This is a genomic window from Lysinibacillus mangiferihumi (assembly GCF_003049665.1).
In the GTDB taxonomy this organism is placed as follows: domain Bacteria; phylum Bacillota; class Bacilli; order Bacillales_A; family Planococcaceae; genus Lysinibacillus; species Lysinibacillus mangiferihumi.
Genome location: NZ_PYWM01000030.1, coordinates 1 through 18,578 on the forward strand (window position 1 = coordinate 1; position 18,578 = coordinate 18,578).

At 37.5% G+C, this 18,578-nt stretch carries 21 protein-coding genes; 2 read left to right on the plus strand and 19 right to left on the minus strand.

Going from position 1 to position 18,578, the window contains the following annotated elements; translation table 11 throughout:
- Positions 1–188: 188 nt before the first annotated feature.
- Together folD and nusB are read right to left on the minus strand one after the other, a co-directional pair.
- Entirely contained in the window at positions 189–1,052 is an 864-nt protein-coding gene (gene folD / locus C9J37_RS21705) for a bifunctional methylenetetrahydrofolate dehydrogenase/methenyltetrahydrofolate cyclohydrolase FolD (protein ID WP_107897040.1), read from the minus strand.
- 34 nt (positions 1,053–1,086) lie between these two features.
- The gene (nusB, locus tag C9J37_RS21710) at positions 1,087–1,467 is read right to left on the minus strand and encodes a transcription antitermination factor NusB (protein WP_024361179.1); all 381 of its coding nucleotides are present in this window, start codon (positions 1,465–1,467) and stop codon (positions 1,087–1,089) included.
- 328 nt (positions 1,468–1,795) lie between these two features.
- Between nusB and C9J37_RS21715 the strand changes: the two genes are divergently transcribed.
- Together C9J37_RS21715 and C9J37_RS21720 are read left to right on the plus strand one after the other, a co-directional pair.
- On the plus strand, positions 1,796–2,638 hold the full coding sequence (locus C9J37_RS21715) for a MerR family transcriptional regulator (protein WP_107897041.1): 843 nt from the start codon (positions 1,796–1,798) through the stop codon (positions 2,636–2,638).
- Positions 2,639–2,829: 191 nt separating this feature from the next.
- A complete protein-coding gene (locus C9J37_RS21720) occupies positions 2,830–3,999 on the plus strand; it encodes an MFS transporter (protein WP_025219923.1) in 1,170 nt (389 codons plus the stop codon).
- A gap of 72 nt (positions 4,000–4,071) precedes the next feature.
- On the opposite strand, the gene C9J37_RS21725 is transcribed toward C9J37_RS21720, so the two are convergent.
- The 17 genes from C9J37_RS21725 to efp form a co-directional block, all read right to left on the minus strand.
- Positions 4,072–4,482, minus strand: coding sequence for an Asp23/Gls24 family envelope stress response protein (locus tag C9J37_RS21725; protein ID WP_069513084.1), 411 nt, complete (start codon positions 4,480–4,482; stop codon positions 4,072–4,074).
- A 155-nt stretch (positions 4,483–4,637) separates the two neighbouring features.
- Positions 4,638–6,521 carry a PTS fructose transporter subunit IIABC gene (locus tag C9J37_RS21730; RefSeq protein ID WP_107897042.1) on the minus strand — a complete coding sequence of 628 codons (1,884 nt, stop codon included), beginning with the start codon at positions 6,519–6,521 and terminating at the stop codon, positions 4,638–4,640.
- A 20-nt stretch (positions 6,522–6,541) separates the two neighbouring features.
- On the minus strand, positions 6,542–7,453 hold the full coding sequence (gene pfkB, locus C9J37_RS21735; protein WP_107897043.1) for a 1-phosphofructokinase: 912 nt from the start codon (positions 7,451–7,453) through the stop codon (positions 6,542–6,544).
- Positions 7,450–8,202 (minus strand): DeoR/GlpR family DNA-binding transcription regulator, encoded by a 753-nt coding sequence (locus tag C9J37_RS21740; RefSeq protein WP_107897087.1) that lies wholly within the window; start codon positions 8,200–8,202, stop codon positions 7,450–7,452. The genes pfkB and C9J37_RS21740 overlap by 4 nt, the downstream gene beginning before the upstream one ends.
- Positions 8,203–8,275: 73 nt before the next feature.
- Positions 8,276–9,994, minus strand: coding sequence for a phosphoenolpyruvate--protein phosphotransferase (ptsP, locus tag C9J37_RS21745; RefSeq protein ID WP_107897044.1), 1,719 nt, complete (start codon positions 9,992–9,994; stop codon positions 8,276–8,278).
- A complete protein-coding gene (locus C9J37_RS21750; RefSeq protein ID WP_107897045.1) occupies positions 9,988–10,257 on the minus strand; it encodes an HPr family phosphocarrier protein in 270 nt (89 codons plus the stop codon). Before C9J37_RS21750 ends, ptsP begins: the two co-directional genes overlap by 7 nt.
- Before the next feature lie 825 nt (positions 10,258–11,082).
- On the minus strand, positions 11,083–11,856 hold the full coding sequence (locus C9J37_RS21755) for a class I SAM-dependent methyltransferase (protein WP_201262203.1): 774 nt from the start codon (positions 11,854–11,856) through the stop codon (positions 11,083–11,085).
- Positions 11,857–11,991: 135 nt separating this feature from the next.
- The gene (gene accC, locus C9J37_RS21760; protein ID WP_024361185.1) at positions 11,992–13,353 is read right to left on the minus strand and encodes an acetyl-CoA carboxylase biotin carboxylase subunit; all 1,362 of its coding nucleotides are present in this window, start codon (positions 13,351–13,353) and stop codon (positions 11,992–11,994) included.
- A 12-nt stretch (positions 13,354–13,365) separates the two neighbouring features.
- Positions 13,366–13,863: an acetyl-CoA carboxylase biotin carboxyl carrier protein gene (accB, locus tag C9J37_RS21765; protein ID WP_107897046.1), complete on the minus strand. Its 498-nt coding sequence runs from the start codon at positions 13,861–13,863 to the stop codon at positions 13,366–13,368.
- Between the two features lie 200 nt (positions 13,864–14,063).
- A complete protein-coding gene (locus C9J37_RS21770; RefSeq protein WP_024361187.1) occupies positions 14,064–14,624 on the minus strand; it encodes a SpoIIIAH-like family protein in 561 nt (186 codons plus the stop codon).
- Positions 14,625–15,044, minus strand: a complete 420-nt coding sequence (locus C9J37_RS21775; protein ID WP_025219928.1) for a SpoIIIAG-related protein — start codon at positions 15,042–15,044, stop codon at positions 14,625–14,627.
- A gap of 62 nt (positions 15,045–15,106) precedes the next feature.
- On the minus strand, positions 15,107–15,250 hold the full coding sequence (locus tag C9J37_RS28475; protein ID WP_162832708.1) for a hypothetical protein: 144 nt from the start codon (positions 15,248–15,250) through the stop codon (positions 15,107–15,109).
- A 1-nt stretch (position 15,251) separates the two neighbouring features.
- Complete coding sequence (locus tag C9J37_RS21780) at positions 15,252–16,163, minus strand: stage III sporulation protein AE (RefSeq protein WP_024361189.1); 912 nt, start codon at positions 16,161–16,163, stop codon at positions 15,252–15,254.
- Between the two features lie 12 nt (positions 16,164–16,175).
- Complete coding sequence (locus C9J37_RS21785) at positions 16,176–16,553, minus strand: hypothetical protein (protein WP_024361190.1); 378 nt, start codon at positions 16,551–16,553, stop codon at positions 16,176–16,178.
- Positions 16,554–16,557: 4 nt separating this feature from the next.
- Positions 16,558–16,767 carry a hypothetical protein gene (locus C9J37_RS21790; RefSeq protein WP_008179863.1) on the minus strand — a complete coding sequence of 70 codons (210 nt, stop codon included), beginning with the start codon at positions 16,765–16,767 and terminating at the stop codon, positions 16,558–16,560.
- 99 nt (positions 16,768–16,866) lie between these two features.
- Complete coding sequence (locus C9J37_RS21795; RefSeq protein WP_107897047.1) at positions 16,867–17,868, minus strand: NAD(P)H-dependent flavin oxidoreductase; 1,002 nt, start codon at positions 17,866–17,868, stop codon at positions 16,867–16,869.
- A 146-nt stretch (positions 17,869–18,014) separates the two neighbouring features.
- Complete coding sequence (gene efp, locus C9J37_RS21800) at positions 18,015–18,572, minus strand: elongation factor P (protein ID WP_024361192.1); 558 nt, start codon at positions 18,570–18,572, stop codon at positions 18,015–18,017.
- Between the last annotated feature and the right edge of the window lie 6 nt (positions 18,573–18,578).

Genomic DNA, 18,578 nt, shown 5'->3' on the forward strand with positions numbered 1-18,578 from the left:
TGCCTCCAGCTTCCTTCAGATTCCGCATCGCCACGGACACCCTTGCTCTTGGCTAACCTCTACTTCTGTCTTCGGGGTTCGGGACTTGCACCCTATAGTTCATACGCATGCCGGGCGCACGCAAAAAGAGAGCCACCTCAAAAGTAATGAGATGGCTCTCTAAGCAAACGAAATTCTATTGTAATCAATTACTTCATTTTATTCGCAAGCTTTGTTTCTGCCGCTTGCACAGTGTTGAAGAGTAACATCGTGATTGTCATCGGGCCGACACCGCCTGGAACTGGTGTAATGTGAGATGCGATACCGTCAACCTCTGCAAAGTTTACGTCGCCGCATAGCTTGTTGTTTTCATCGCGGTTAATGCCGACATCAATAACAACAGCACCTTCTTTAACATGCTCTTTTGTAATAAAGTTCGCACGCCCCACCGCTGCAATTAAAATATCCGCTTGTTTTGTGAATGAAGGTAAATCTGGTGTTTTTGAATGCGTGTATGTCACCGTCGCATCTTTTTGTAGCAATAGTTGACCCATTGGTTTCCCTACAATATGGCTTCTACCTACAATGACTGCATGCTTCCCAGCGATTTCAATTCCTGAATATTCAAGAAGCTTCATCACGCCAAACGGAGTACATGGTAAAAATGTTTCCTGGCCAAGCATCATTTTCCCAACGCTAACTGGCGAGAAGCCATCTACATCTTTTTCAACAGCGATTGTCGCAATAACTGTGTCCTCATCAATATGTTTAGGCAGTGGTAATTGTACTAAAATCCCGTGAATATCTTCACGATTATTTAAACATTCAATTTGCACTAACAGCTCTTCTTGTGTCGTTTCCTCTGGCAGTTTAATTAACTCTGAAAACATCCCAATTGCTTCACAAGATTTTTGCTTATTTCTCACATATGTAGCTGAAGCTTGGTTGTCCCCAACTAGAACAACCGCTAAGCCTGGAATTAAACCTTGCTCCTTTAAACGAGCTACTCGCTCGGCTACTGAACTACGAATTTCTTGACCAATCTCTTTACCATTAATAATTGCACTTGACATAAACCTTAGTTACTCCTTCCAATTCAACACATTTTTATTGTTCTGTAAATTTAGAAAGTACGCCATTAACAAATTTTGACGATTTATCGTCTCCAAATGTTTTGCATAACTCGATTGCTTCATTAAGTACTACTCTTTTTGGTGTTTCTTGCATGTATAAAAGCTCGTATACAGCTAGTCGTAAAACTGTTCTCTCAATTTTTGGCAGACGGGCAAGTGACCACTTTTCTAGATGCTGCGTTAATGCCGCATCAATTTCCTCTAAATGTTCAGCTGTTCCATTTACAATCTTTTCGTAGAAAGCATTTGTCGGTTGACCTTTAATATGTGCTTTTGCTTCTTCGACTGTAAGATCCGTATTGTCTAGCTGAAACAAAACTTGCAACGCTTTTTCACGTGCTTCATGTCGTTTCATGTAAAGCTCTCCTTCTTAAGTGGCATTAAGGTTTATAATAGCATAAATTCGTACGAGAAACACGGATTCAAGCAAGTTTTCAATAATCTGAAACCTTTTTCAAGCAACTTTCTACTTATTTTAACTTCTAATTTGTTGAAATGTTAAAAATGTAGTGCTACCTTATTTTTAACTTGTGGACCTTCTTACAATATATAATAGAAACTTTTAATAATAAGATTCAATCTTATCGAGCCATTTCTTTGCTGAATGCTATAATAAAAAAATACACTTTCTTTAGCGAGAGTTTGACACAAACGCAACATTTTTTACTAGTGGAGGAAAACAGATGAAAGAACATTATTATACAATCGGGGAAGTTGCAAAATTAGCAAACCTTTCTGTGCAGACCCTTCGTTACTACGACCAAATTGACTTGTTTAAGCCTGCTTATACTGATTCCGCTAGCAATTACCGCTATTATAAAGACAGTCAGATTTTTTACTTAGATATCATTAAGTCACTAAAATATATCGGGACATCACTTGAAGACATTAAAAAGGCGCTTATGCTAACGCCTGAAGAGCTGCTTGTTTTTTTAGAACAACAAGAACAACGGTTGGAAGAAAAAATTTCACGTCTGAATGAAGTAAGATACACGCTGTTGAAAACAAAAAAGCAAATGCAAGAGCAAATTGACATCCCCATCTTCGGCGAAGTATACACGCGTTTTGAAGAAGAAATGCCAATATTACAAGTGACTACGACTGAACTGACACCCACTTCTAGCACCAATACATACTACAGCATTTTAACAAAAATTATCGAGAATGAAGGAAGTGTCTTAAATAGTCGCTATGGATGTATTTATCCGCTAGCTCATTACAAAGATGTAAATGACATTTTTTATGATGCGATTTTCACTCCACTATTAACAGAACGTAGATTTTCTAAACTGACAACAAATATGAAACAAACCATTGTACCAGCAGGTAAATATGCTTGCATTGCTTTTATTTATAACCCCGATACGTATTTTTCCTTTTACGAAAAACTTAAAAAATATGTAGATGCGCAACAAACAGCATTTGAATCCACCGTTTACGAATTATATATGCCAGCAACATTAACTGATGAGCAGGAAAAGAAGTTTATTGTAGAATTAAAAATCAGACAAAGTACGACGCTTTAATCACCTTCCTCTTTTAAGGAAGAATAATTAGAGGGCGGGCATTGCATAACTATGCCGTTTTACTTCCACACTAAAAAAAATAAAAACAAATCTTTTGACCCTATAGTAACTATAGGGTTTATTGTATTAGATGGAAAATATTCTAGTAGATTATGAATCTCGTGTATCGTGAACTGTTGAAGGAGAGAAAAATGAACAAGAAACAAGCTATAACATTAACTATTTTATTAGCCAATCTCTTTATCGCCTTTTTAGGAATAGGATTGGTTATCCCGGTATTACCAACTATTATGAACGAGCTTAATATTACAGGCTCTGTCGTTGGCTATATGGTGGCAGCATTTGCCATAACACAACTCATTGTATCGCCAATTGCAGGGAAACTGGTGGACCGTATTGGCCGAAAAATCATGATTGTTGTTGGTCTATTTATTTTTGGCCTTTCAGAGCTATTATTCGGGATGGGCCGTTCCATTGAAATTTTATTTTTATCGCGTATGCTTGGTGGTGTAAGTGCTGCTTTTATTATGCCCGCAGTAACAGCATTTATTGCTGATATCACAACAATGGCGCAACGTCCGAAAGCACTTGGCTATATGAGTGCAGCTATTAGTACAGGCTTTATTATAGGACCAGGGCTCGGTGGATTTTTAGCAGAATACGGTACACGTTTACCATTCTTCGCTGCCGGTGTTCTTGGTTTCGTAGCAGCGTTATTATCGCTCACATTTTTAAAAGAACCGACACGTGCTACGGATGATACAGAAGCCGCATCTTCTATTTTCAGCAGTGCGAAACGAATTTTTAGCCCTTTGTATTTCATTGCATTTGTGCTTATTTTTGTCCTTTCATTTGGTCTTGCAGCATTCGAATCACTTTTTAGTTTATTCGTTGATCATAAATTTGCATTTACACCATCTGATATTGCTATTATCATTACCGGTAGTGGTATTATTGGTGCCATTGCCCAATTACTATTGTTTGACTGGCTTACGAAGAAAATGGGCGAGATTAATGTTATTCGATACTCCCTCATTCTGTCTGCCACGCTGACTTTTGCCATGACAATCGTTAATCATTATTTCGCAATATTATTTGTGACATTCTTTATTTTTGTCGGCTTCGATTTAATTCGTCCTGCTGTTACGTCCTATTTATCAAAAATCGCAGGAAATGAGCAGGGCTTTGTCGGGGGCATGAACTCTATGTTTACAAGTCTCGGAAATATATTCGGACCAATTATCGGGGGAATATTATTCGACATTGACTTAAATTATCCTTATTACTTTGCTACCATCGTGTTAGTTTTCGGCGTAATACTTGCACTGTTCTGGAAGAAACCAAAAGATATCGCGCTATAAAACCTTTTAACCAATTTAAAAAGGAGTTGCCTTCTATGGTGAAATATCACCAAGATGGCAGCTCCTCTTTTTTTATTCTGGTACTACTGTTTCCTCTTTTTCGAAGTGAATACCTGTAATATGGACATTCACCTCTGCTGTTTCAAGTGCAGTCATATTTAAAATTGCTTGGCGAATTTGCGTTTGTACATCCTTTGCCACTTTCGGAATTGAATAGCCATATTTTACAGAACAAAATACATCAATTGTAATTTGTCCATGTTCTGTTACACCAGATTTTATGCCCTTATTGTGTACTTTCTTACCGAAGCGTTCAACGACGCCAGTTGCTATATTACCACGCGTTGCTGCGATACCCTCTACCTCGTTTACTGCGATTCCAGCTACAATTTCAATTACTTCTGCAGCTACTTCAATTTTCCCAAGCTCTTCTTTACCAGAAGGTGTTGGTTGTACGAAAGATTGTCCTACTTTCTCTGCCATACAAATATCATCCTTTCCCTTACACATCGCAAGCAAATGCTGTTGTTATGCTTATTATACTATAAAAAGGAAGGTTTGGCTTAGAAAAGACGTTTTCATTTTTTTACATACAAGTAATCTTAGATTTTTCTTCCTTGTTGATTAGACATTGAAAGTTAAACACTGGCTTCTATTTTGCTTTCAATGGGCTTTTTCCACATACCAACCATAACCGCAGTTACTATTGCACCGACGACTAACGATACAACGTACAGCAGAGGTTTTTGCACCGCCCAGATCACAAAGATACCACCGTGTGGAGCTTGCAACGTACAGCCGAAATATAATGCTAACCCTCCAGCAACTGCTGCACCGACAACAGAACTTACAATGACACGAATTGGATCTGCCGCAGCAAATGGAATGGCGCCTTCTGTTATAAAGGAAAGTCCCATAATATAGTTTGTCTTACCCGCATCCCGCTGTGCTAATGTAAATTTATTTTTAAAGAATGTTGTCGCAAGCGCTAATCCTAGTGGCGGAATCATCCCACCAATCATGACCGCTGCCTGCGGTGCATACTGACCCGCATCAATCATTGCAATGCCAAATGTGAAGGCAGCTTTATTAATGGGGCCTCCCATATCAACTGCCATCATACCGGCAAGAATCATGCCTACCAACACAATATTGGTTCCGCTTAAGCCGTTTAACCATGTTGTCAATTCATCCATTATTAATTTCACTGGGGTATTGACGACAAATATCATAATGAACCCTACAATTACCATACTGAACAACGGATATAGTAATACAGGTTTTATTCCCTCGAATGACTGTGGCAAGCGAGAGAAGAGCTTTTTTAAAGCAATCACAATATAGCCTGCTAAAAACCCTGCCACTAATCCACCTAAAAATCCCGCACCACCTGATGCAGCTAAATAACCGCCAACCATACCAGGTGCTAAAGCAGGACGATCAGCAATACCCATTGCGATAAATCCAGCTAATACGGGAATTAATAATGCAAAGGCGTTTCCACCACCAATTAAATTGAGCGCTTCAGCTATTGGACCCTCTGCATTAATACCACCGATTAAAAAGGATAAGGCAATTAATAATCCTCCCCCAACAACAAATGGCAACATATTAGAGATTCCATTCATCAATGGTTGATAAAAATATTCTTTAAACTTCCCTTCACCGACAGCCGCTGCAACTTGACCACTAGCTTCACGCGATACATGATAAATGGGCGCATCTTGTTGTAAAGCACGCTCTAACAGCTCATCTGTTTTCCGAATTCCTGCAGCTACAGGAACTTTAATAACATGCTTACCAGCAAAACGATGCATGTCAACTTGCTTATCGGCTGCAACGATAATGGCTAGCGCTTTGTCAATTTCCGCTGCGGTTAATGCGTCTTTTATTCCTGTTGCACCATTTGTTTCAACTCTAATGGCAATGCCTTTTTCTTGTGCTTTTGCCTTTAATGCATCGGCTGCCATATATGTATGGGCAATACCCGTAGGACATGCTGTTACAGCTAAAATAAGCGGTGCGTTGTCTGCGCTTTTTACTGTATGTTCTTCGTCGCCATCTTGTGCTTTTTCTTGCGCTTCAATAATACGAATGACCTCTTCTGGCGTTTGTGCCGCCAATAATTGATTACGCAATGTTACATCCATCAATAAAGAAGAAAGACGGGATAAAGTTTCAAGATGCTCGTTATTCGCACCGGCACTTGCTGCTATCATAAAGAAAAGATGTACTTTTTGTCCATCTAATGCATCAAACGCAACACCTTCTTTTGATTTTGCAAATAATATAGAAGGAATTTTGACTGCATCTGTTTTGGCATGCGGAATGGCAATCCCTTCCCCTATACCAGTAGTACTCTGTGATTCTCTCTGTAAAATCGCTTTTTTAAATCCATCAAAATTGTTTAAACGACCAGCTAGATGTAATTTTTCCGTCATTTCATCTATAGCTGCATCTTTATTAGTAGCAGCCAAATCAATCATAACGGTATCTATTTTTAAAAGATCCGAAATTTTCATAACCGACTACACCACCTCTATTAAATTTTTTTGATAGCTACTTGATCCATTAAAAAATCAATCATGTTTTTTGAGGCTAAGTCTTTGCTAAAAGCAGTTGCACTTCCTGTTGCTACGGCTACTTGCAACGCTTTACGCAAGTCTTGTTTTTGTGCATATGTCCCAATAAAACCTGCTACTAATGAGTCACCGGCACCTACAGAATTTACCACGTCACCTTGTGGAACAGTAGCCTTGTAAACTTCATCATTTACAAAAAGCAAAGCGCCATCACCAGCCATGGACACAATGACATGTTCAGCTCCCATCGCTAATACCTTTTTGCCATATGATATAATGTCATCCATTGTATGAATCGCTACACCAAATAAATCGCTTAATTCATGGTGATTTGGCTTTACTAAAAATGGTTTTTGTTGTAATACATCAGCAAGCACCTTCCCACCCGCATCCACCACTACTTTCACGCCACGGATACGGTATTTCGCCGTAATATCACAATAAAAGCTTTTTGGTAGGGAAGGTGGAATACTACCTGCTAATATTAAAATATCCCCTGCTTGTAAGTTTTCTAACTTTTTATATAACTCTTGCATATTTTGTTCGGTTAATGCAGGGCCTTGTCCATTAATTTCTGTCTCATTTTCTGTTTTCAGCTTGATATTGATTCGACTATCTTCTTGTACATTTACAAAATCTGTTTGAATCCCTTCGCTTTCTAAAGCCTTGTGAATATATGCCCCTGTAAAGCCTCCTATATACCCTAATGCAACAGAAGGAACACCCATCGTGTTTAACACACGCGAAACATTAATACCTTTTCCACCTGGAAATTTACTTTCACGCTCAATGCGATTTAAGTGATTCAATTGAAAATCGGGCACTTCAACAATCAAGTCAATAGATGGATTCAGTGTTACTGTATAAATCATGTTGTCACAACCTTCAAGCTTGTTTGATCTAGATATTCTTTTGCTGCCTCATTAGCCAAATTTGTTGTAAAAATAGTTACTTGATCAATCTCTGCTACTTTTGCAAAAAATATTTCAGAAAACTTACTGTTGTCAGCTAAAACAAATGTTTCTTCAGCTAATTCCATTGCCATTTTTTTAAGAATCGCTTCCTCTGGATCAGGTGTTGTCAAGCCAAACTTGATATCTACACCATTCATCCCTAAAAAACACTTATCAAAGCGATACTGTTTTAAATTTTCTTGCGCTACAGAACCGACTATCGCTTTCGTATTCATTTTTATTCTACCGCCTAATAAATAAGTCGGAATATTGGCTGACGTTAATGCATCAACATGCATTAAACCATTTGTGACAATAATGATTTTTTTGTTTGTGACAAACGGAATCATCTCCGAAACAGTTGTACCAGCATCCAAATACACACAATCTCCATCACGAATCATACTCGCAGCAGCTTTAGCAATGATTTGTTTATCGTGAAGGTTTTTGGATGATTTTTCTTGCATTGTTGGCTCCGCTACTTTTGAAGATGGCAGTGTTGCCCCGCCATGTATCCGCTTCAAAATTCCTTGCCCTTCTAATAGTGCTAAATCTCTCCGAATGGTTGATTCAGATGATTTGGTTCTTTGCACTAAACTTTGTAAATCCACAACCCCGTGTCGAGTTAAAATATCTAAAATAATTTGATGTCGTTCTGCAGTGATAATAATGTTCCACCCTCTTGTCACGTCATTTTTAAAAATCTATCACATTTCTCATGCCTTATTTATCGACAGCATTTTATCTCGCTTGCCATAAATATTTTTTAACATAAGCTTCCACTTCTCTCGCTGTCGTTAGCGTTAATAGTTGCTCTAGATGTGTTGATAAGTTCACTTTTGATAGGTTAGCAATTTGAGCACGTGTCGTTAAAATTGAAGGTGCACTCATTGAAAATTCATCCAATCCTAATGCTAGCAAAATCGGAATAGCAATTTCGTCACCAGCCATTTCACCACACATCCCTACCCATTTTCCGTTCTGATGTGCAGCCTCAATAACCATTTTCACCAATCTCAAAATAGCTGGATGATAAGGCTGATACAAATAGGAAACCTGTTCATTCATACGATCCGCCGCTAACGTGTATTGTATTAAATCATTCGTGCCTATTGACAAAAAATCAGCCTCTTGTGCAAATAAATCCGCGATCACAGCAGCAGATGGGATTTCAACCATCATCCCTACTTCAATTGTTTCAGCTACAGGTATGCCTTCATCTCGTAGCTTTTGTTTTTCTTCTAATAATATTGCTTTTGCCTCTCTAAACTCATCTAGAGTGGCAATCATCGGAAACATTATTTTTAAATTACCGTAAACACTTGCTCGTAACAGGGCACGTAATTGCGTACGGAAAATATCCTGTTGCGCTAAACAAAGGCGCACTCCACGAAGACCTAAAAATGGATTTAACTCATGTACAAATTTCAAATAGGAAAGGTTTTTATCGCCACCAATATCTAATGTACGGACAACGGTAGGCTTGCCTTGCATTTTCTCAAGAACCATTTTGTAAGCGAGAAACTGTTCCTCTTCCAATGGCAATTCATGACGATGCATATACAAAAATTCTGTACGGAATAACCCTATACCATCTCCACCATTAGCAAGTACTAATTCAACATCTTGTGGCTTTCCAATGTTTCCTGCAATCTCTACCCGATGACCATCAGCACTCACACTTTCACATAAACGATATTGCTTCAGTAATTGCCTTTGTTCTATAAATGCTTGTTGTTTTTCCAAGTACTCATCCAGTACTTCTTGTGTTGCATTCATAATAACTTTACCACGCGTACTATCAATAATAATTGGTGCCCCTTGCACAAGTTCTTGAGTAGCAGTTTTTGTCCCGACAATCGCAGGAATCTCCATTATTCTTGCTAAAATAGCTGAATGTGAAGTTCTACCACCCCTATCCGTAATAAAGCCTTTGACATAGGATGTATCTAGTTGGGCTGTGATAGATGGTGTTAAATCTTGTGCAACAAGAATGACATCTTTTGAAATGCTACTATAATCAGGTATTTCTACACCTAGCAAATGAGCAAGTAAGCGCGTTGAAACATCGTGAATGTCTGTAGCTCGTTCTTGCATATACCTATTATCCATTGCTTCAAATATTTGAATGTATTCATTGGCCGTCTCTTGAACTGCAAATTCTGCATTCCAGCCATCATCGATTTTCCCTTCAATTGCTGCTAGCATTTCAGGATCAGCTAATAGTAATAGATGCGCTGAAAATATAGCCGCCTTTTCTGCACCAAATTTTCTATCTGCAATCGCACGAATTTCTGCTAATTGATTTTTAGCTTTGATACATGCCTCTTTTAGTCTAACCTTTTCAGCATGAATATCCGAAATCCTACTTTTTTCAAACGACAAATCGGGCTCTATCAAACAATACGCACTTGCTATGGCAACCCCATCGGAAACGGCAATCCCGCTCAATTCTAGCATTCTTCACCAATCCCTTGAGAAATGATGACTTCCGTAATTTTTTCGATTAATTCCTTTGCATCTGAACCGATAGCCGATATTTCTATAACTGCTCCTGCTGAAATTGCCAGAGACATAACACCCATAATGGATTTTAAATTTGCAGTTTTTCCTTCATATGTAATGGAAACTTCTGATTCAAACGAATTTACAGTCGTTACTAATAATGTTGTTGGTCTTGCATGTAAACCTTCCAGCACTGTAATTTTGAATGTTTTTTTCATTTAAATATCCCCCTAGCATAAAAACTCTTTGTTTTAAGTAGTGTTTCCGTGAAGGTTTTTGGATGAATCACGTCACATTTTAATTATATTACATTAAAAAGTCCCGTTCAATCATATTCATTCAAAAACATCCGATTTCATTCAAATAATATTTTCATATTTTTTCAGAAATGACTTGACCCTCTGGTATTCACACTCTGTTTTGACTTTACACCGTGCAATAGTTCTACAGAATGACAAAATTGATTGCGGCTTTTTCAGGAGCTGTCCTAGATGTTTTAAATGCTATATTTCTTTGCAGGAGTTTAGTTGGTAACTCATTGTAGTAATTACGAAGGTTTTTGAATGGTTGTATTGATTGTTGACTGCTAATAGCGTAAGTTTTTATTACTATCGATATCATCTTAACGATTTTGTTTTATCTACACCTTACACTGCCTTCGTGCTAAAATTGCTTTATGGTAGAAAAATATTCCAGATAGTTTATAGTGGGGGATTGGAGATGGAGATGGATAGGGATACAATTGAGAAAAACGAACTTTATGGTTATTCCCCATTAATAAACACGAACTTTGATTTTCGTGGTTCCTGATTAAAATCAAATAAAACGAACGATATATTATTATTAGTTATTTTTATAACACATTGTTCGTATTTTTTAATCGAAGAGGCATTTATGAAATTAACTCAGTTAGTAAACTATAAAAATTTATACGCTAGTAAGGATGAACTTGCGTTATTGGATACCCTTATACGCAAGTTCTTTTTGATAGTTCTTCCGTTCTGTCATTGCCATAGCGTGTCCATAAAAAACCTCCAAACTTTTCAGTTGCTTATTTTTTTACAAACATAGATTAACTCGTAACTGTCGTTTGTAGCAACGGTTTCCTTCCAGTCCTGAAATACATCCACAATTTCAAAACCGTTGTACAATAAAATTCGTTCCATTTCTTTTGGATATACATATCTTAAACTTATCTTTGTGCTCTTTTCGTCCACAATTTGACCTTCACTATTTTTATACTTTCTAATTGTTGTATAGTGTTGGATTTGACTTAAAGCATCATAATGACTAATTGTATAGACATCAACAATATGAAGCGAATCGCGATCAGTATACGTTCTCCAATATTCTTCCGTACTTGGTTGAAGTAATTCCTCTGCGCTAGGAAACCTCGTACCAAAAATGAAGATGCCTCCCATTTCCAAATGTTTATTCACTGAAGAAAGTAAACTATCTTGCGCATCGTTCGTCAAAAAATGTTGAAATGAATTCCCAACTGAATAAATGAAATGACTTTTCGTTGGTAATTGCAATTTTGTACAATCTTGTTCCACCCATTCAATCGGCAAATCAAAATCCGCTGATTTTTTCTTTGCTTCATTTAACATACCTTTATGGATGTCTACTCCTATCATTTGACAACCATTTTTAGAAAGTGGAATCGTCAGCCTTCCTGTGCCACAAGCTAAGTCAATAATTGTCCCTTGTGTAGTTGACGCCCACTTTAACAAAAAAGGCAATTCCGGCAAATAGTTTTCATTTTCTTTGTCATATAAAGTTGGGTCATCGTATTCTTCAAAATTATACATAACCATAGTTTTCTCTCCCCTCTTTTTATAATTTTAACACAAAAAGGAAAATAGACATCTACTAGATAAAAAAACCTTCTGACTACTAAAAGCCAGAAGGTTTAAGAAATAGATATTCGATTCTATTCCATCGTTTGTTAATTATTTCTTACTTGTTCCTAATACGTCATTTTCTTCCAAGAATTTCGTGTTGAATTTCGCAGATTTGAAGACGTCGTTGTTCATTAATGCTTGGTGGAATGGGATTGTCGTATTGATACCAGGACCAGCTACTTCAAATTCACCAAGCGCACGATTCATTTTCGCAATTGCTTCTTCACGCGTATCCGCATGAACAATCAGTTTTGCTACCATTGAATCGTAATATGGAGGAATTGTGTAACCTGCATATACAGCAGAGTCAATACGTACACCATAGCCACCTGGTGTTACATAAGTATCTACAGTACCAGCTGAAGGCATAAAGTTTTTGTATGCATTCTCTGCGTTAATGCGGCATTCAATTGCCCAACCATTTAATTTAATATCATCTTGTGTGAATGGAAGTTTCTCACCTGATGCAATTTTTAATTGTTGTTGAACAAGATCGACACCAGAAATCATTTCTGTTACAGGGTGTTCTACTTGGATACGTGTATTCATTTCCATGAAGTAGAACTTGTCCTCTTGATAGTCATAGATGAACTCGATTGTACCAGCACCTTCATAGTTACATGCTTGAGCTGCTTTCACCGCTGCTGCACCCATTTCTGCACGGCGTTCAGAAGATAGAGCAGGAGATGGAGCTTCCTCTACTAATTTCTGCATACGACGTTGAACAGTACAGTCACGTTCGCCTAAATGTACGACATTACCGTACCCATCAGCTAACACTTGAATTTCACAGTGACGGAAGTATTCAATGAATTTTTCTAAATATACGCCAGGGTTACCGAATGCTGCAGCAGCCTCTTTTTGCGTAATATCAATACCTTTTACAAGGTCTTCTTCTGTACGTGCTACACGGATACCTTTACCGCCACCACCAGCAGTTGCTTTAATGATAACTGGGTAACCAATTTTCGCAGCCCATTCTTTACCTGTTTCGATATCTGGAACAATACCAGTACCTGGTACAAGTGGAACGCCTGCTGCTTCCATTGTTGTACGAGCAACGTCTTTAATCCCCATAATTTTGATGGAATCAGATGAAGGACCAATGAATTTAATGCCCGCATTTTCACATGCTTCAGCGAAATCAGCATTTTCAGAAACGAAACCGTAACCTGGGTGGATACCGTCTGCTCCTGTTTTTTCTGCTACGCTTAATAATGCTGGGAAGCTTAGATATGAATCTTTAGATAGCTTTGGACCGATGCAATATGCTTCGTCTGCTAACTTCACATGTAATGCATCTGCGTCTGCTTCAGAATATACAGCAACCGATTTGATGCCTAATTCTTTACAGGCACGAATAATACGAACAGCGATTTCGCCGCGGTTTGCGATTAAAACTTTTTTCATGGTTTGCACTCCTTACTCAGCTTTTACAAGGAATAATGGTTGACCGTATTCTACTAAATCGCCATCTTTAACAAGTACTTCAACGATTTCACCTTTAACTTCAGCTTCGATTTCGTTGAAAAGCTTCATAGCTTCTACGATACAAACGATTGTTTCATCGTCTACTTTGTCGCCCACTTTTACGTATGCTGGTGAATCTGGGTTTGGAGCTGCATAGAATGTACCAACCATTGGTGATACAATTTTATGTAACGATGGGTCGTTGCTTGCAGGTGCTGCTGCTGGTGCTGCTGGTGCTTCTTCAACTTTCGCTGGAGCTGCTGGTGCTACTGGTGCAGTTTGTTGTACAACAGGGGCTGTTTCTTGTTTTTTAGGTGCTACTGTTTCAGTTACGACAACACCATTCTTTTTTAATTTAACCTTTGCGCCATCTACTTCATAAACGAACTCGTCGATTGAAGAAGAATCTACTAATTTGATAATTTCACGAATTTCTTGAATTTTGAACATTTCTAACTCTCCTTATGAAATAAAATCTACTACAATAACTATTCTATATTTTTTTCAAACAATTTGAAACACTAAAATGAAAATTAAGTAAATATAAACAAAATAAAAGGCTTTCTTTTACTAAACGAAAGCCTTTTCATTATGCTGATATATAACAATGATTAATTAATAAACAGAATATTCCTTTTTTTCTTTATTATTTAATAGTTATTTGCACTAAATTTAACTTGAACGTCATTTGCGCCTTCCCACTCTGTTTTTACTAAATAAATAATTTCATTTGCTTGTGATTTTGATAATTCTTCCGCCATAACCGTTACGGAAACTTTTTCACCTTCCGCTCTAACAAATGCATCATTATAGCCTAAAGACTTAATCAACATTTCAAGCATTGCCTCAGCCGATTCCTGTTTAATCAAGCCATCGATTTCATTGAAAGCCTCATTTTTTTCTTCAGCAGTATATTCTTCAGACGCAATTTTTTGCGTTAATTGTTCACGTAATTGGCTTCTTTCATCATTTACTTGCATACGCATTTCTTCAAATAAATGACTTGGAGACAATACTTCTTGGGTTGCATCTTGCTTATTAGTAGCTTCCTGATCTGTAACACCTGTAATTGCTGTTTGTTGTAATGTATCATCTGTAAAAATCGTTAAGCCATTAAACTGTTTTGCAGGATCCACCAAATAATAAACTGAAATAACTGCTACAAGACTTAATAATGTCATAAACCAAACTGTTCTTCTACGTACGCGCATTTACTTTTCCTCCTTATTTTCCATTGGAACAATAATAATTCGATGAATAGGTAATTGCATCACTTGACTAACGACCGCACGAATTTCATTTTTTACAAATATATCTGATGCTCCTTCTGAAACAATTAGCATTCCTGTTACATCTTTCGTACCTTGGTCAGTCCCTCGAAAGTACTGGCTAAATAGTTTATTTTCATCCTTGGCATCTGTCATCTCTCCGTAATAAAAATATACTTTAACCTCCCCAACACCTTGCATTGCCTTAAGCGTTTGCTCAAGTTTTTCTTCACTCGTATTCGGTGTTACTCGCTCATTTGATGAATTCGTTTGATACATAGGTAACACGATGAAAATTCCCACGGAGGCAGCAATCAACATTAAGACGATAAATGACGTTGTTTTTTTTCGTGCCTTTTCCACATCACTTGTACATTGCCTCCTTTCATCTTCTCTTTTTCAAGTGTATGTACGCTTGTTTCCTCCTATGAATTGATAAATGGAATCTTTAATAGCAATTGCAAAAATACTAACGTAATGACAAGTTTTGTTAGTGAAATTATTTGTTTATCATCCGTCAGAAATACGAAAAATTGACAAATAAAGAGCAACGCCAATAAAAGAATCAATCTATCTCCCCCCTGCCAGCACTTGCACGAAAACAATAAGGAAAAAACAAGAAAACATAAATGAAAAAGCAATTAGAAATGATACTGCACATAATGTAAAGAGAGATTTACTAACATGATCAAGTAATTTACATATATCATCAAAAGCAATCGGTTCTAAAATAGCGGCTAATAGTTTTAATGAATACGCACTAACCACAAGCTGGACTGTCGGAATAAACGATACAGTTATCACGGCAATAAAGGCACTTATACTACTAATTGAAGTAGAAAATTGGGTCATATGCTGAAACATCGAAAAACTATCTACGATAAAAGAACCGACTACTGGAATATTTTCTTCTATTAACTTTTTCACTGGCTCTGCAACAGCCTTATTGACACTAAATGCAGCAACACCACTTGCCGACATTAAAATGATGTAGCAAATAACAGACGCAGAAACAATACTCATAATAGTAAAACGAATTAATTCTGCAATTCTCGTAAAAGATATTTCTTTGACAATGACACTGCATACATCAAAGACAATGGCAAAGAGTACACCTGGGATAAGCCATTTACTACTAATGATCGTTAAGACTTGTACAAAAAAAAGCAAAAAAGGCTGCCAAGAAGCAATTGCAGTAATACTACTGGATAGCAAAAAACTAGAAGTAAGAATTGGATAAAATGCTGTGAATATATGAGAAAGTCCTTGTGCAATTTCATCAATAAGTTGAAATGAGTTGACGACTACTGGACCGATCGTGGCTAACACAATAAGAAAAAAAAGGATTCTTGTCCCTTTTTCAAATTCTGGTAAAAGCATATTGACAATTAAAGTAATGATGACATAGCCACACAATATGAGCGTCATCTTGAGCAAGAGAAAAAATGGATCGATGAAAAACGAAAGTAGTTGCTCCTGCACTGGCTTCGCCCCTTAGTTTAACCTTTGTAAAATAGATGACACCCCCTGTAAAACAACCACAAATTCTTTAAACCAATACAGTAAAATAACAATTTTAACTGCATCGAAAACGATACTACCTAACACTTTATAGCTATGCTCCACTAATAACATCGACACCCATTGCCCTACATAAAAAAGACTAGCACTCATTACAATGGCTTTTGCATAAGGCAAAAATGAAAGCATATCGAGAATTTGTTTGACGAAAGGCAATAGGAGTGTCGTAAACAAAAAACTGAACAACAAAAACGAAAACATGACACTAATTAGCGCGTGGAGTGGCTGTATGACTTCTTTTATAAGCAACAATAAAAGCAGCATGACAACAGCAACAATGACAATTTCCATTTACTTACCCAGATGAGGTTAACCACTGGAAGAATGTTAAAATTTCAGTGAAAAATAGACGTAAAAATCGGAGCAATTCTGCTGTCATATATAAGTAGGCAATAAAAAATAAGAAAAATGAAAATTCTTTCTTCCCTGTTTGATCAAAGAAAACATGAAGAAGCGCTACTACTAGTCCCACTCCAGCGACTCTTAATACGTCTTGTAATTCCATTCATACGCCCCCTCGTGTACAGCAATATATGTCGCACTCCAAAAAAAAAGAACAGTGCCAGTCACTCAAACAATTCAGAATTGTTTGAGTGACTGGCACCTATACTAATTTTTCAATGATACTTTTCACTGTACCGGGCTGCACTAAGTGACTGTTTTCCCCCATCCACATCGATAAATACTGTGGATTGCCTTGTGCTGCACTTTCCTTACGAATAGTGGAGGTTAAATGATGTTGCAATGGATACGGTGCGACAACAGCATCCTTCATATGTTCTGTAAAATGATTGGTTAAGCCACGCGCTGCTTTACCAGTAAAAGCATACGTAATCGTCGTCTGTTGTGGCTTCGACTGCAAGATAGCCTTTTTATACAATGGTGATATTTCACATTCATCAGCTACCAATAAAGCTGTACCTATTTGTACTGCCTGTGCACCACCCGCTAGCGCGCGCTGCACATCTTCGTGAGAAACAATGCCCCCTGCAACAATAATTGGAATTGTTATGTTGCCTACTACTTGTTGCAGTAAATCTTCACGGGCAATTAATTCCATGGGGTTCGTAAATGAGCCACGATGCCCTCCTGCCTCACCACCTTGTAAAACAACCGCATCCATACCTGATTGCTCAACTTGAATGGCTTCTTCTAGCGTAGTAGCTGTCCCGATCACATAAATATTTTTATCCTTTAAACGTTGAATAACTTCTGGAGATGGTATACCAAATGTAAACGAGCACACAGCTACTTGCTCATCAAGAACTGCTTGCAATTGCCCTTCAAAAACTTCGTTTGACATCACACTTTGCACTGGTGATAATCCGAGCTCATCATAGTAAGGCTGTAGAGCCATACGTGCTTTTTGGAGAACATCTATATCAATGCGTGGCTCTTCTTGCACAAATAAATTTACGGCAAATGGCTTTTGCGTAAGCTTTTTTACTTCCTGAATAAAATTTCTTGTCTGCTCACCATCTAAATAGCCCGCTCCAATTGAGCCTAGTATCCCAACTTCCGCACAGGCAGCAACAAACTTTGGTGTAGTAACCCCCGCCATCGGTGCTTGAATAATTGGATAGTGCATTTCAAATTTTTTTAACATTGCATTCACTCCTTACTATTATTGTAAACCTTATTTCTCTTTTCGACCTCCTTCTATTTTTACATATTTTTGTACTTTACTCGATATATGTATTAAAAAAAAGTAAAAACCTACCCTTTTAAAAGAGTAGGTTTACTAAATATTGCTTATGCACGTGATACATAAGATGCTTCAGTAGTGTTAATCACTAATTTATCACCTTGGTTCACGAAGAACGGAACTTGCACGATAAGACCCGTTTCAAGTGTAGCAGGTTTTGTACCGCCTGAAGCAGTATCACCTTTAATACCTGGTTCTGTTTCAGTTACTTCTAATTCAACCGTGTTTGGTAATTCTACACCTAGCATTTCACCTTGGTAAGATTGAATGTGTACTTCCATATTTTCTTTTAGGAATTTCAATTCATATTCAATGGCAGCTGAAGCAAGTTCAGTTTGCTCATATGACTCTAAATCCATAAATACATGCTCATCACCTTGAGCATATAAATATTGCATTTTACGGTTATCAATTTGTGCTTTCTCTACTTTTTCACCAGCACGGAATGTTTTTTCATTCACAGAACCGTTACGAAGGTTACGTAATTTAGAACGTACGAATGCAGCACCTTTACCTGGTTTAACGTGTTGGAAATCTAACACGCGATATAATTGGCCATCAACAATAATTGTTAGACCTGTACGGAAATCGTTTACTGAAATCATTTGTGT

Bases quoted from the DNA above. Each gene is read 5' to 3' on its own strand.
- nusB (WP_024361179.1), bottom strand. From the start codon at position 1,467: ATGAAACGACATGAAGCACGTGAAAAAGCGTTGCAAGTTTTGTTTCAG.
- C9J37_RS21730 (WP_107897042.1), bottom strand. From the start codon at position 6,521: ATGAAAATTTCGGATCTTTTAAAAATAGATACCGTTATGATTGATTTG.
- C9J37_RS21755 (WP_201262203.1), bottom strand. From the start codon at position 11,856: ATGGTTATGTATAATTTTGAAGAATACGATGACCCAACTTTATATGAC.
- C9J37_RS21720 (WP_025219923.1), top strand. From the start codon at position 2,830: ATGAACAAGAAACAAGCTATAACATTAACTATTTTATTAGCCAATCTC.
- C9J37_RS21715 (WP_107897041.1), top strand. From the start codon at position 1,796: ATGAAAGAACATTATTATACAATCGGGGAAGTTGCAAAATTAGCAAAC.
- folD (WP_107897040.1), bottom strand. From the start codon at position 1,052: ATGTCAAGTGCAATTATTAATGGTAAAGAGATTGGTCAAGAAATTCGT.
- C9J37_RS21790 (WP_008179863.1), bottom strand. From the start codon at position 16,767: ATGGAATTACAAGACGTATTAAGAGTCGCTGGAGTGGGACTAGTAGTA.
- C9J37_RS21725 (WP_069513084.1), bottom strand. From the start codon at position 4,482: ATGGCAGAGAAAGTAGGACAATCTTTCGTACAACCAACACCTTCTGGT.
- accC (WP_024361185.1), bottom strand. From the start codon at position 13,353: ATGAAAAAAGTTTTAATCGCAAACCGCGGCGAAATCGCTGTTCGTATT.
- C9J37_RS21750 (WP_107897045.1), bottom strand. From the start codon at position 10,257: ATGAAAAAAACATTCAAAATTACAGTGCTGGAAGGTTTACATGCAAGA.
- pfkB (WP_107897043.1), bottom strand. From the start codon at position 7,453: ATGATTTATACAGTAACACTGAATCCATCTATTGACTTGATTGTTGAA.
- C9J37_RS21770 (WP_024361187.1), bottom strand. From the start codon at position 14,624: ATGCGCGTACGTAGAAGAACAGTTTGGTTTATGACATTATTAAGTCTT.
- efp (WP_024361192.1), bottom strand. From the start codon at position 18,572: ATGATTTCAGTAAACGATTTCCGTACAGGTCTAACAATTATTGTTGAT.
- C9J37_RS21785 (WP_024361190.1), bottom strand. From the start codon at position 16,553: ATGGAAATTGTCATTGTTGCTGTTGTCATGCTGCTTTTATTGTTGCTT.
- C9J37_RS21795 (WP_107897047.1), bottom strand. From the start codon at position 17,868: ATGTTAAAAAAATTTGAAATGCACTATCCAATTATTCAAGCACCGATG.
- accB (WP_107897046.1), bottom strand. From the start codon at position 13,863: ATGTTCAAAATTCAAGAAATTCGTGAAATTATCAAATTAGTAGATTCT.
- ptsP (WP_107897044.1), bottom strand. From the start codon at position 9,994: ATGCTAGAATTGAGCGGGATTGCCGTTTCCGATGGGGTTGCCATAGCA.